This is a genomic window from Hymenobacter sp. UYAg731 (assembly GCF_054061335.1).
Genome location: NZ_JBSSEC010000003.1, coordinates 783,025 through 795,550, shown reverse-complemented (window position 1 = coordinate 795,550; position 12,526 = coordinate 783,025). Strand labels below are relative to the sequence as shown.

The following is a 12,526-nucleotide window of genomic DNA, read 5'->3' as shown; positions in this document are numbered from 1 at the left end:
AACCTAATCACTGATTCACTCATTCGCTTGTTCACAAACTCATTCATTGTAACAATGGCCGTCAACAAAGAACTTCAATACCTCCGCAACATCGGGATTATGGCGCACATCGACGCCGGTAAGACCACGACGTCGGAGCGTATTTTGTATTACACGGGTAAAACCCACAAAATTGGGGAAGTGCATGATGGTGCCGCCACGATGGACTGGATGGAGCAGGAGCAGGAGCGCGGCATCACGATTACCTCGGCTGCCACGACTACGTTCTGGAACTACCCCACCGACGTGAAGGGTGACCCCACGCCGGATACCCACCAGTACAAAATCAACCTCATTGACACCCCCGGTCACGTTGACTTCACGGTAGAAGTTGAGCGTTCGCTGCGTGTGCTTGATGGTGCTGTTGCATTGTTCTGCGCCGTTTCGGGCGTTGAGCCACAGTCGGAAACCGTATGGCGTCAGGCTGACAAATACAGCGTGCCCCGTATCTGCTTCGTCAACAAGATGGACCGCGCCGGTGCCGACTTCTTCAAGGCCGTGAACGAAATCAAGGAGAAACTGGGCGCTAACCCCATTCCTCTGCAGATTCCGATTGGTGCTGAAGATACCTTCAAAGGCGTAGTTGACCTGCTGACTGGCAAAGCCATCGTGTGGGACGACAAAACTGAAGGCAAGTCGTACGACGAAATCCCCGTTCCCGAGGACCTCGTTGAGACGGTAGCCGAGTGGCGTCAGAAGCTCGTTGAGAGCGTTGCCGAGTATGATGACGCGTTGCTGGAGAAATTCTTCGACAACCCCGATTCCATTACGAAAGAGGAAATGATGGTTGTTATCCGCCAGGCGGTTATCGACATGAAATTCTCGCCCGTGTTGTGCGGCTCGGCTTTCAAGAACAAGGGTGTGCAGACTATGCTGGATGCCGTAATGGCCTACCTGCCGTCGCCCCTCGACATGCCCGCCATCATGGGCACCGACCCCGACACCGGGGCCGAAATCGAGCGTCACCCCGACAACTCGGAGCCTTTCACCGCCTTGGCGTTCAAAATTGCTACCGACCCGTTCGTCGGCCGTCTGTGCTTCTTCCGCTGCTACAGCGGCGTGCTCGACGCTGGCTCTTATGTGCTCAACAACCGCACCGGCAAGAAGGAGCGTATCTCGCGCCTCATGCAGATGCACTCCAACAAGCAGAACCCGATTGACAAAATCCAGGCGGGTGATATTGCAGCTGGTGTTGGTTTCAAAGACATACGCACCGGCGATACGCTGAGCGAAGAGAAGCACCCCATCGTCCTCGAGTCGATGAGCTTCCCCGAGCCGGTAATTGGCTACGCTATCGAGCCGAAAACGCAGGCTGACGTCGACAAAATGGGCATGGCCATCGCCAAGCTCATCGAGGAAGACCCCACGCTGAAAGTACACACCGACCCCGAAACCGGTCAGACGGTGTTGCGCGGCATGGGCGAGCTTCACTTGGAAATCATCATCGACCGCATGCGTCGCGAATTCAAAGTGGAAATCAACCAGGGTGCCCCGATGGTGGCCTACAAGGAGATTCTCACCAAGAAAGTCGACCACCGCGAAACCTACAAGAAGCAGACCGGTGGCCGCGGTAAATTCGGCGACATCGTGTTTGAGCTCGGTCCGAAAGAGACTGACCCGGAAAAGCCCGGCTTCGAGTTCGACAACGCCATCGTGGGCGGTGTTATCCCCCGCGAATTCATTGCCCCGATTCAGAAGGGTTTTGAAGAAGCCATGAAGCAAGGTCCGTTGGCCGGCTTCCCGATTGAGGGCATGAAAGTGCGTCTCTACCACGGTTCCTTCCACGACGTTGACTCGGACGCCCTGTCGTTCGAACTTGCTGCCCGTGGTGGTTTCCGCGAAGCTGCCCGCCAGGCTGGCCCGAAATTGCTCGAGCCCATCATGAGCGTGGAAGTGGTGTGCCCCGACGAGTACACGGGTCCCGTAACCGGTGACTTGAACCGTCGTCGTGGTCTGATGAAAGGCATGGACACCAAAGGCGGTGCCCAGCTGATTAAGGCCGATGTTCCGCTGTCGGAGCTGTTCGGCTACGTAACTGCGCTGCGGACGATTTCGTCGGGTCGGGCTTCGGCTTCGCTCACGTTCTCGCACTACGAGCAGGTGCCGACCAACATGGCCGAAGCCATCATTGCCAAAGTAAAAGGAAGTAAATAATACCGGTCACTAACTTGGTCAATCGGACCAAAACCCCCAATGAACCAGAAAATTCGCATTAAGCTGAAGTCCTACGACCACAACCTCGTAGACAAATCGGCCGAGAAAATCGTGAAAGCTGTGAAGGCCACCGGTGCCATCGTTAGCGGCCCGATTCCTTTGCCGACCCAAAAGGAGAAGTTCACCGTGTTGCGCTCGCCCCACGTGAACAAGAAGAGCCGGGAGCAGTTCCAGCTTTGCACCTACAAGCGCCTCGTGGACATCTTCTCGACCTCGTCGAAGACCGTTGATGCCCTGATGAAGCTGGAATTGCCTAGCGGCGTTGACGTAGAAATCAAAGTCTGAGGCACCGATTTCAGACTTAATTGAGTTAAAGCCCTACCGTGATTTGTCGCGGTAGGGCTTTTTCTTTAGAACTTGCAGCGCCACTACTAATTTTTCATGCTTGCTGTCTTTTCTCTTGCGCGACTACACCGCTCTGCTTTCTTCTTCTGTGCCTGCATTATCATCAGCATTTTCCTGGTCAATTGGCTGCGGGTAGCGCTGGGTATTGCCATGGGAGGGCTTGCCGTGACCAGTGTGGTTTTCGCCCTCGTGCATAAGCGCATTGCCAACCGCTCGCTGTGGCCCGTCTTCGGGAGTATCGCAATGGTCTTCGTCCTGCATCTGCTGGCCGGATTTCATACTCAGGCCGGCAATATGGATGAGTATCGGTTTGATTTGGGGTTGCAGCTGCCATTTCTGATTTTGCCGCTCTCGTTCTGGCTATTGCCCCCGTTGCCCAGCCGATACTTGCGCTGGTTGTGGTGGCTCTTTATCGCAATGACGGTACTGGCAGCCTTGGGTGCCACCATCAATTACCTGTTGCACACTCAGGAAATCAATGAGTCTTATATACACTCCAAGGTAATGCCGACGGAGCCGGACCACATCCGGTTCAGCATTATGATTACAATGGCAATTGCCGCCGCCATGCTGCTACTTGCTCACCAAACAGTGGCGCAAACGTGGCGCGTGTGGGTAAAGGCTGCCATTATTGGGTTAGCTTTATTTCTCCATCTGCTAGCCGTGCGCAGCGGAGAAATGACCTTTTATGCGTTAAGTGGCTTGGCAGTGTTGTGGCTGGCCTTTTGCAGAAAGCAATGGCAAAAAGCAGCGCTTCTAGCCACGGTACTCGTGATGCTGCCTGTTGTAAGCTACCTAGTGTTTCCCACTTTCCGCAACCGGGTTTACAATACCCAGGAAGATGTGAGCAAGGTGCAGGAAAGCTCGGAGGGTAAGAACTTCTCCATCTCAGCCAGGGTGTATTCCTACCAAGCTGCTCTGGCCGTGTGGAGTGATAACAAGTTAGTAGGAGTAGGGAAGCCAAATTTGCAGAGCGAAATGGCCAAGCGTTATGCTACCCTATATCCCCAACTCACGCCAGATTTCTATATCCTTCCTCATAACCAATACTTATATAACTTGGCTGCTTACGGCACCATTGGACTACTGGTATTCTGCCTGAGCCTATTTTACCCCGCTTGGTGGGCGCGCCAGAAACACGCACCATTATTGCTGGCCCAATACGTTAGTATTGCCTTATCTTTTTTGGTCGAATACACGCTGGAAACGCAGATTGGCCTTGCTTTCTCGGTCTTCTTCCTGTTGCTAGCCTTGCAGGGCTCACTGCCCTGTGAGGAGAAGGACCCTAGCTGGCGGCCGGCATAGGGTGCGGGACTTGCCCCCGCCCGTCGTTAGACGATACGCAGGATGCGTTCAACGACGGCGGGTACAAGCCCCGCACCCTACATCGAAGACCTGAAACGGCAGCTAACAGCCTCACTGAGAAAATATTTCCGATTCACCTTGTGATTCACCGGCCTTTTTTCCTATCTTTGCACTCCCTTAGCGAAAACGGCATTCGGTCGTTTTCTTTTTGTGTCATTTAATCAATAACAGAATGCCTGGCATCATCGGTAAAAAAATCGGTATGACAAGCCTCTTCACTCCGGATGGGAAAAACATTCCCTGCACGCTCATCGAAGCGGGTCCGTGCGTAGTGACGCAGGTTAAGACTATCGCGAATGACGGCTACACCGCCATTCAAATTGGGTACGGCGAGAAGAAGATGAAGAACACCACCAAAGCTTTGGTTGGTCACTTCACCAAAGCTGGCACTACCCCCAAGAAAAAACTGGTTGAATTCCGCCTCGACGCCGAATCGACCTACGCCGCCGGCGCTATCATCGACGCGACTCTCTTCGCAGAGGGCGAGTTTGTGGACGTTGTGGGCACTTCCAAAGGCAAGGGTTTCCAGGGTGTTGTAAAGCGTTACAACTTCCAGGGTGTTGGTGGCCAGACCCACGGTCAGCACAACCGCCTGCGTCACCCCGGTTCGATTGGTGCTTGCTCCTGGCCTTCGCGCGTATTCAAAGGAATGCGCATGGGTGGCCGGATGGGCAACGACCGCGTGAAAGTGCAGAACCTGAAGGTGATGCGCGTAGTAGGCGACAAGAACCTGATTCTGGTGAGCGGCTCGATTCCCGGTGCTAAGAATTCTTACGTGGTAATCGAGAAATAGACTAGTACGATGGAACTCGCAGTATATAGCCTCAAAGGCGAAGACACCGGCCGCAAAGTGACCCTGTCTGACGCCATCTTCGGTCTCGAAGTAAACGAGCACGTGATGTACTTGGACGTGAAGCAGTACTTGGCCAATCAGCGCCAGGGCACGCACAAGTCCAAGCAGCGCAACGAGGTGCACGGCACCACGAAGAAGCTCAAGAAACAAAAAGGTACGGGCGGCGCCCGCGCCGGCAGCATGAAGTCGGGTGTGTTCGTTGGTGGTGGCCGGATGTTCGGTCCGCAGCCCCGCGACTACAACTTCAAGCTGAACAAGAAGACCAAGCGCGTAGCACGCCTCTCGGCTCTGTCGAGCCTGGCGAAGGATGGCAAAATCTCCATCGTGGAGAACATTGCCATGACTGCTCCCCGCACCAAGGACTTCGTTGCCATCATGGACGGCCTCAAGCTGAACAATGGCAAAAAGACCATGCTCGTGACCGGTGAGGTCAACAAAAACGTGCTCCTGAGCGCCCGCAACCTGCAGAAAGTGAAAGTGTCGACGCCTATCGGCCTTAACACCCACGACCTGCTGAACACGGACACGCTCCTGATTTCGGAAGACGGCATGGCTTCATTGGTTGAACTCTATAGCACCGCCGAATAATGAGCACGCTGAAACGCCCCATCGTCACCGAAAAGGCCACTGGCCTGAATGAGAAAGGCCGCTACACGTTCGAAGTGGAGCGCACCGCCAACAAAGTGCAAATCAAGAAGGACATCGAAACGCTGTACGGCGTGACGGTAACCGACATCAACACGATGCGCACCATTGGCAAAATCAAGTCGAAAGGTACCAAAGGCGGCCAGGTTTCCGGCCGTCGTTCCAATGGCAAAAAAGCCATTGTGACGGTTAAAGAAGGCGATGTAATCGACTTCTATAGCAACCTGTAGGCCTTTCGCCAACAAGAGATTCTCTCGCCGCAAAAGCACAACTAGCTAGTAATGGCACTTAAAAAACTCAGACCAACAACTCCAGGGCAGCGCCACCGCGTTGCGCCGATGTTCGACGAGATTACAACGTCGACGCCGGAGAAGTCTTTGATGACTTCCCTCCCCAAATCGGGTGGCCGGAACTCTTCCGGTAAAATGTCCAACCGCTACATCGGCGGTGGTCATAAAACCCAGTACCGTATCGTGGACTTCAAGCGTGACAAGGCCGGTGTGCCCGCCACGGTGAAGACCATTGAGTACGACCCCAACCGGACCGCCCGCATCGCCCTGCTCAGCTACGCTGACGGCGAGAAGCGTTACATCATCGCTCCCGCCGGCATGCAGGTAGGCGCGAAGATTGTATCGGGCCCCGGCGTGGCTCCCGAAGTGGGCAATACCTTGCCGCTGCGCGAGATTCCCCTCGGTACCATCCTCCACAACATCGAATTGCAGCCCGGTCAGGGTGCGGCCATGGCCCGCTCGGCCGGTACCTACGCCCAAATCGTAGCCCGCGAAGAGAAGTATGCCACGCTCAAATTGCCTTCCGGCGAAATGCGCATGGTACTCGTTACCTGCATGGCTACCGTTGGTACCGTGTCGAATGGCGACCACATGAACACCGTGATGGGTAAGGCTGGCCGGAACCGGTGGGCTGGTCGTCGTCCCCGCGTTCGTGGTGTGGTGATGAACCCTGTCGACCACCCCATGGGTGGTGGCGAAGGCAAATCGTCGGGTGGTCACCCACGTAGCCGTAACGGCATTTTGGCTAAGGGCCAGAAGACCCGTAACAAGAACAAGTATTCGGAGAACCTGATTGTGAGCCGCAAAGGCAAGAAGTAATATATGGCACGTTCACTCAAAAAAGGGCCGTACATTGACTTCCGGCTGGAAAAGAAAGTCACGGCACTCGAAACGGCCGGTAAAAAATCAGTGGTAAAGACTTGGTCGCGCCGCTCGATGATTTCCCCCGATTTCGTTGGCCACACATTCGCTGTTCACAACGGCAATAAGTTCATCCCGGTGTATGTGACCGAGAACATGGTGGGACACAAGTTGGGCGAATTTGCCCCGACGCGTAACTTCCGTGGTCACGTCGCCAAAAAAGATAAAGGCAAGCGCTAAGATGGAAGCAGTAGCAAAACTCCGCAATGTGCCGACCTCGCCTCGTAAGATGCGACTGGTGGCCGACCTCGTGCGCGGCAAGAAAGTGACCCAGGCCCTCGGCTTGTTGCGCTTCGAAGCCAATATCGGCGCCGAGAAGATTGAGAAACTGCTCCTTTCGGCCTTGGCCAACTGGCAGCAGCACAACGAAGAAGAGCGGATTGAGGACGCAAACCTCTACATCAGCGAAATCTTCGTGGACGAAGGACGCCAGTTGAAGCGCCTGCGCCCCGCCCCCCAGGGCCGTGGCCACCGCATCCGCAAGCGCAGCAACCACGTGACCCTGAAAATCGACACGAAAGTGGAGAAAGCCGGTTCGAAAGCTGCTCGTGCGCAAGCTGAAGACACCACCCAGCATGCCAAGCAAGTTGGTACTACCGATAACCCTAAGGCCGACGCCAAATCCTAATTTAATATGGGACAGAAAGTAAATCCGGTTGGCTTCCGCTTGGGAGTCATCAAAGGCTGGGACTCCAACTGGTACGGTGGTAAGGACTTCGCCGAGAAATTGGTGGAGGACGAGAAAATCCGCAAGTACATCAACGCCCGCATTCAGAAAGGTGGCATTAGCCGCATTGTGATTGAGCGCACCCTGAAGCGTATCACCATCACCATCAACACGGCGCGTCCGGGTGTGGTGATTGGTAAAGGCGGCCAGGAGGTTGACAAGATTAAGGACGAGCTGAAGCAAATCACCAGCAAAGACGTTCAAATCAACATCTTCGAAATTAAGCGTCCGGAGTTGGATGCCAAGCTGGTAGGCGAGAGCATCGCCCAGCAGCTGGCCGCTCGTATCTCCTTCCGTCGCGCCATGAAGATGTCGATTCAGGCTGCGATGCGTGTTGGTGCCGAAGGCATTAAGATTCAGTGCGGTGGCCGTCTCGGCGGTGCTGAAATTGCCCGTTCGGAGCAGTACAAAGAAGGTCGTACGCCGCTGCACACGCTGCGCGCCGATATCGACTACGCTTTGTCGGAAGCTCAGACCGTGTATGGCAAAATTGGCATCAAGGTGTGGGTAATGCGCGGTGAGGTGTTCGGCAAGCCCGACCTCTCGCCCAACCAGCAGCTCACCAACCCCGGTGGCGATGCCGGTGGACGTCGTGACGACCGTGGCCCCCGTGGCGAGCGTCGTGAAGGCGACCGCGGCCCGCGTCGTGACGGTGGTGCTGGTGGCCGTGGTGGCAACGACCGTGGCGGCAACGCCGGCGGTGGTGCTCCCCGCGGCGACAATGCTGGTCCCCGCCGCAACGGCCCCGCCCAAGGTGGTGGAGCTGCCGGTGGTGCCGCTCGCGGCCCGCGTCGCTAGAACAAAGCCAAGCCATTTCGCTTCGTTTGCCGCTTTCAGGTGAACGAAGCGAAATGTTCGGCTGTTCGACCCTCTCTTTTACAGAACACTCTCTTTTATTAAAATCAAATGTTACAACCGAAAAGGACCAAGTATCGCAAGATGCAAAAGGGTCGCGTAACAGGCCTCGCCTACCGCGGCAGCTCCATAGACTTCGGTTCGTTCGCTATCAAGTCGCTGGAGGTTTCTTGGATTACGGCTCGCCAAATTGAGGCAGCTCGTATCGCCATGACCCGCGCCATGAAACGCGAAGGGCAAGTATGGATTCGCATTTTCCCCGACAAACCCATTACCAAGAAGCCTGCTGAAGTGCGGATGGGTAAGGGTAAAGGCTCGCCTGAGTATTGGGTAGCCTGCGTGAAGCCGGGTCAAATCATGTTCGAGTCGGACGGCGTATCGCTGGAAGTAGCCAAGGAGTCGCTGCGTCTCGCGGCTCAGAAGCTGCCGGTTCGTACTTCATTCGTGGTTCGCCGCGACTACACGGACGCCGCCTAAGTCATGAAGAACAAGACCGACCACAAAGGCCTTTCCGCCGACGCGCTGAAAGAGCAAATCAAAACCGAGCAGGCTCAGGGCCAGCAGCTGCGTTTCGCTCATGCGATTTCGCCCCTCGAAAACCCCGCCCGCCTCAAGGCCAACCGTAAGAACGTCGCCCGCTTGCTCACCGAGCAGACTCGTCGGAACAACGAGCAGGCCTCTAACCCCGCTTAATTCCGATGGCAACCGACGTAACAACCCAAGACCAAACCGCTGCTGATGAAGCTTCGCGCAACATGCGCAAAGAAATCACCGGCAAGGTGACGAGCAGCAAGATGGATAAGTCCATCACCGTGGCTGTGGTGCAGAAGCAAAAGCACCCCAAGTACGGCAAGTTCGTGACCAAAACCACGAAATTCCACGCCCACGACGAGAAAAACGAGTGCGGCGAAGGCGACACGGTTCTCATCATGAGCACCCGTCCGCTGAGCAAAACCAAGCGGTGGCGCCTGGTGGAAATTATTGAACGCGCTAAATAATCTAACTCGATGATACAGCAAGAATCCCGCCTGACGGTGGCCGACAATAGCGGCGCCAAGGAAGTCCTCTGCATCCGCGTTTTGGGTGGCACGGGCAAGAAATACGCCAGCGTTGGCGACAAGATTGTGGTAGCCATCAAGTCGGCTATCCCGTCGGGCAACGCCAAGAAAGGTACCGTGAGCAAGGCCGTAGTGGTGCGTGTGAAGAAGGAGATTCGTCGTAAAGACGGTTCGTATATCCGCTTCGACGACAACGCTGCTGTGTTGCTCAACAACAACGACGAGCCCCGCGGCACGCGCATCTTCGGCCCAGTGGCCCGCGAGCTGCGCGAGCGTCAGTTCATGAAAATTGTATCCCTAGCCCCCGAAGTACTCTAAGCCATGGCTATCAGAAAAGCAGACCCCGTGCAGCTGCACGTAAAGTCGGGCGATACCGTGAAGGTGATTGCTGGCGACGAAAAGGGCAAAACCGGCGTTATCAAGTCGGTGAACCGGGTAACCCAGCGCGTAACCGTTGAGGGGTTGAACCTGGTGACGAAACACAACAAGCCGAGCGCCAAATCGCCCCAGGGCGGCATCACCAAGATGGAGGCGCCCATGCACGTGAGCAACGTGCAGGCTATTAACCCCACCACTGGTGAGCGTGCGCGCAAAGGCGCGGCTGCCGCTGCAGCTCCGGCTGCCGCTCCGGCCAAAGCCAAGCGCGCCACTGCCAAAACGGCTTAAGCAGCCCCCCGCATCATGGCCCGTCTCAAAGACATTTATAAAAAAGACATCGTACCCGCGCTCCAGGAGAAATTCCAGTTCAAGAGCATCATGCAGGTACCGAAAGTCACCAAAATCTGCATCAACCGCGGCATTGGCGCGGCGGTAGCCGATAAGAAATTGGTCGACAACGGCGTGGAAGAACTGACGGTTATCACCGGCCAGAAAGCCATTGCCACCATCGCCAAGAAATCGGTGTCGAACTTTAAGCTCCGCGAAGGCATGCCTATCGGTGCTAAAGTGACGCTGCGCGGCGAGAAAATGTACGAGTTCATGGACCGTCTCCTGACGGTGGCCCTGCCCCGCGTACGTGACTTCAAAGGCATCAACGACAAAGGTTTTGATGGTCGTGGCAACTACACGCTCGGCGTGAAGGAGCAAATCATCTTCCCCGAAATCTCGATTGACAAAATCAAAGGCATCTCGGGCATGGACATCACGTTCGTGACCAGTGCCGAGAACGATGAGCAGAGCTACGAATTGCTGAAAGCTTTCGGTATGCCTTTCGCCAACGCCAACAAAGAAGCTTAATCTCCCGAACTCATGGCTAAAGAATCCATCAAAGCACGGGAGCGCAAGCGCATTGCCACCGTGGCCCGCTACGCTGAGAAGCGCAAGGCTCTGAAAGCTGCCGGCGACTACGAAGGTCTCGACAAGCTGCCCAAAAACGCTTCGCCCGTGCGCCTGCACAACCGCGACATGATTGACGGCCGCCCCCGCGGCTACATGCGCAAGTTTGGCATCAGCCGCGTGCGTTTCCGCGAAATGGCCCTCGCCGGGAAGATTCCCGGTGTGACCAAGTCGAGCTGGTAGTCCAGTAAGGCTTTTCGCAAGCAACTAGATAGACGCTTCAGCTTCGGCTGGGGCGTCTATTTTTGTTTTATTAGCTTTATAGACTACAAGGCAATTCTATGACGAAATATTTTCTCCTCGCTTTGCTAACCATTGGATGGGTGCCAGCATGTGGACAAACCGTCATACAAGGCGACAGCTTGTTTCAGGGTCTCCAAATTGGGCAGTCATCCTTGGAACAGGTTATAACTAAACTCGGGAGCCACTACCGGGCGGAAAAAATAATTGGTGAGAGCACTGGGAAATTGCGCAGTGGTGGCTGTATGACTATCAAGCAAGAAATCGGGGTTTCTCTACAATACCTCGAGCAAGGACTGGTCTGTTACGTCAATACTACCAAGCGTCATCATGGGATGGCTCTCATTGCCTTCGACTCAACGGCCAATGTTTCCTCTGCCAAGGGCATCCAGCCCGGTAAACACAGGTTTGGAGACGTGATTGCCCGGTACTGCCCCATTAATTTTGAAAAGAAGGACAATTCACTGCCAGCAGCACAGGAGATTTCCAACGATGGGGAGCATTGGTATACCGTTCTGGTTTTTCCAACTATTCGTTTCATCAGTCCCGGCAAAAAGCAACCCGGTGAGAATCTGCTATTGAGACCGATTACAGGTATCTGGTTGGAGAACGATTATTAGACTAAGCATCTGCAGTGAGCCTGTTGCCACTCCAGTTTCTGTCGATGCTGGGGCGGCGGGTGATGGGGGAGGGGGCGGAACCCACAGGTGTGGTGCCGAAAAAGGAGTGGCTTTTTGTAACTAAAAAGTAGTTGCTCATGTTGCCCAACAAAATCAGTAGCAATGCCAGATGAGCAGACGTGATAAGTTGACGGACCGGCTGTGCAAGCGGCCCAAGGATTTTACCTGGGATGAGTTGGAGAAACTGCTGGCGGCTTATGGCTTCCTGCTACTCAAAAGCGGTAAGACGGGCGGCAGCCGGCGCAAGTTTTACAACGAAGCGAGTCAAGAGGTGCTTGATTTGCACAAGCCGCATCCAGGCAATATCCTGAAGCCTTATCAACTGGATTTGATTATTGAAAAGCTGAATATCTGCCAGCCGGCCGTAAAGCCTGCGCAAGGTTGAAGCTTCTATGTGGTACCCGAAATACTTGCCAGCCGGGCGATAACGGCAACCCATCAATGGACAATGTACTCACTCATAAAGGCTACTTCAGCATCGTGAAGTATAGCCCCGAATCGGAAATCTTCTACGGGAAGATTGAAGCCATCGTGGACTTAGTCAGCTACGAGGGTGAAACGGCGAAGGAAGTGAAAGCGGCTTTTGAGGAGGCAGTAGAAAGCTACCTGGAGACGTGTGCGGAAGTGGGCAAGAAGCCCGATAAACCCTATACGGGCACCTTCAATGTGCGCGTCAATACCGAACTGCACCGCAAAGCGGCCATTCTATCCAAACAGCGCAACATCAGCCTCAACCAGTTGATAGGGGAGGCGCTGGCGCGTTATGTGGGGGCGTAACCATTGAGGTTCCGGCCCCTCCAGGTTCCGCCCGCTGCCCGAAAACCGTCCAACGGACCACTACAGAAAAACCAAGGTGCCCGTAGGCTTTCCTACGGGCCATTACAGAAAAATGAGAAGGCCCGAAGGACATCCTACGGGCCTTCTCATTTTTTCTGCCGACCTGTAGGTCGTCCTACGGG

General features: G+C 55.0%; 20 protein-coding genes. All 20 read left to right on the top strand.

Going from position 1 to position 12,526, the window contains the following annotated elements:
- The first annotated feature begins 54 nt into the window (after positions 1-54).
- The 20 genes from fusA to ACVWYF_RS11490 all read left to right on the top strand — a co-directional run bounded on the left by fusA (position 55) and on the right by ACVWYF_RS11490 (position 12,344).
- The gene (gene fusA, locus ACVWYF_RS11585; protein WP_457068022.1) at positions 55-2,193 is read left to right on the top strand and encodes an elongation factor G; all 2,139 of its coding nucleotides are present in this window, start codon (positions 55-57) and stop codon (positions 2,191-2,193) included.
- A gap of 39 nt (positions 2,194-2,232) precedes the next feature.
- A complete protein-coding gene (rpsJ, locus tag ACVWYF_RS11580) occupies positions 2,233-2,538 on the top strand; it encodes a 30S ribosomal protein S10 (RefSeq protein ID WP_035567915.1) in 306 nt (101 codons plus the stop codon).
- Positions 2,539-2,634: 96 nt separating this feature from the next.
- Entirely contained in the window at positions 2,635-3,903 is a 1,269-nt protein-coding gene (locus ACVWYF_RS11575; protein WP_457068019.1) for an O-antigen ligase family protein, read from the top strand.
- A 232-nt stretch (positions 3,904-4,135) separates the two neighbouring features.
- Positions 4,136-4,756: a 50S ribosomal protein L3 gene (rplC, locus tag ACVWYF_RS11570; RefSeq protein ID WP_457068017.1), complete on the top strand. Its 621-nt coding sequence runs from the start codon at positions 4,136-4,138 to the stop codon at positions 4,754-4,756.
- Positions 4,757-4,765: 9 nt separating this feature from the next.
- On the top strand, positions 4,766-5,404 hold the full coding sequence (gene rplD, locus ACVWYF_RS11565; RefSeq protein WP_457068015.1) for a 50S ribosomal protein L4: 639 nt from the start codon (positions 4,766-4,768) through the stop codon (positions 5,402-5,404).
- Positions 5,404-5,691 carry a 50S ribosomal protein L23 gene (rplW, locus tag ACVWYF_RS11560; RefSeq protein WP_345051278.1) on the top strand — a complete coding sequence of 96 codons (288 nt, stop codon included), beginning with the start codon at positions 5,404-5,406 and terminating at the stop codon, positions 5,689-5,691. Before rplD ends, rplW begins: the two co-directional genes overlap by 1 nt.
- A 51-nt stretch (positions 5,692-5,742) precedes the next feature.
- On the top strand, positions 5,743-6,570 hold the full coding sequence (rplB, locus tag ACVWYF_RS11555) for a 50S ribosomal protein L2 (protein WP_035567906.1): 828 nt from the start codon (positions 5,743-5,745) through the stop codon (positions 6,568-6,570).
- A 3-nt stretch (positions 6,571-6,573) separates the two neighbouring features.
- A complete protein-coding gene (gene rpsS / locus ACVWYF_RS11550) occupies positions 6,574-6,852 on the top strand; it encodes a 30S ribosomal protein S19 (RefSeq protein WP_068191730.1) in 279 nt (92 codons plus the stop codon).
- 1 nt (position 6,853) lies between these two features.
- The gene (gene rplV / locus ACVWYF_RS11545) at positions 6,854-7,300 is read left to right on the top strand and encodes a 50S ribosomal protein L22 (protein ID WP_457068012.1); all 447 of its coding nucleotides are present in this window, start codon (positions 6,854-6,856) and stop codon (positions 7,298-7,300) included.
- A 6-nt stretch (positions 7,301-7,306) separates the two neighbouring features.
- Positions 7,307-8,197 carry a 30S ribosomal protein S3 gene (rpsC, locus tag ACVWYF_RS11540; RefSeq protein ID WP_092676431.1) on the top strand — a complete coding sequence of 297 codons (891 nt, stop codon included), beginning with the start codon at positions 7,307-7,309 and terminating at the stop codon, positions 8,195-8,197.
- 108 nt (positions 8,198-8,305) lie between these two features.
- Positions 8,306-8,731 (top strand): 50S ribosomal protein L16, encoded by a 426-nt coding sequence (gene rplP, locus ACVWYF_RS11535; protein WP_035567899.1) that lies wholly within the window; start codon positions 8,306-8,308, stop codon positions 8,729-8,731.
- 3 nt (positions 8,732-8,734) lie between these two features.
- Positions 8,735-8,947: a 50S ribosomal protein L29 gene (gene rpmC / locus ACVWYF_RS11530; RefSeq protein WP_345051291.1), complete on the top strand. Its 213-nt coding sequence runs from the start codon at positions 8,735-8,737 to the stop codon at positions 8,945-8,947.
- 5 nt (positions 8,948-8,952) lie between these two features.
- Complete coding sequence (gene rpsQ / locus ACVWYF_RS11525; RefSeq protein WP_168672178.1) at positions 8,953-9,252, top strand: 30S ribosomal protein S17; 300 nt, start codon at positions 8,953-8,955, stop codon at positions 9,250-9,252.
- 9 nt (positions 9,253-9,261) lie between these two features.
- Positions 9,262-9,630: a 50S ribosomal protein L14 gene (gene rplN, locus ACVWYF_RS11520; protein ID WP_188561967.1), complete on the top strand. Its 369-nt coding sequence runs from the start codon at positions 9,262-9,264 to the stop codon at positions 9,628-9,630.
- Positions 9,631-9,633: 3 nt separating this feature from the next.
- Positions 9,634-9,978 (top strand): 50S ribosomal protein L24, encoded by a 345-nt coding sequence (gene rplX / locus ACVWYF_RS11515; RefSeq protein WP_457068008.1) that lies wholly within the window; start codon positions 9,634-9,636, stop codon positions 9,976-9,978.
- 15 nt (positions 9,979-9,993) lie between these two features.
- Positions 9,994-10,548: a 50S ribosomal protein L5 gene (gene rplE / locus ACVWYF_RS11510; protein ID WP_457068006.1), complete on the top strand. Its 555-nt coding sequence runs from the start codon at positions 9,994-9,996 to the stop codon at positions 10,546-10,548.
- 12 nt (positions 10,549-10,560) lie between these two features.
- Positions 10,561-10,830 carry a 30S ribosomal protein S14 gene (gene rpsN / locus ACVWYF_RS11505; protein ID WP_035567891.1) on the top strand — a complete coding sequence of 90 codons (270 nt, stop codon included), beginning with the start codon at positions 10,561-10,563 and terminating at the stop codon, positions 10,828-10,830.
- A gap of 98 nt (positions 10,831-10,928) precedes the next feature.
- Positions 10,929-11,507: a hypothetical protein gene (locus ACVWYF_RS11500; RefSeq protein WP_457068004.1), complete on the top strand. Its 579-nt coding sequence runs from the start codon at positions 10,929-10,931 to the stop codon at positions 11,505-11,507.
- A gap of 169 nt (positions 11,508-11,676) precedes the next feature.
- Positions 11,677-11,952 (top strand): type II toxin-antitoxin system HicA family toxin, encoded by a 276-nt coding sequence (locus ACVWYF_RS11495; protein WP_457068002.1) that lies wholly within the window; start codon positions 11,677-11,679, stop codon positions 11,950-11,952.
- A 56-nt stretch (positions 11,953-12,008) separates the two neighbouring features.
- Positions 12,009-12,344, top strand: coding sequence for a type II toxin-antitoxin system HicB family antitoxin (locus ACVWYF_RS11490; RefSeq protein ID WP_210521211.1), 336 nt, complete (start codon positions 12,009-12,011; stop codon positions 12,342-12,344).
- Positions 12,345-12,526 lie beyond the last annotated feature (182 nt).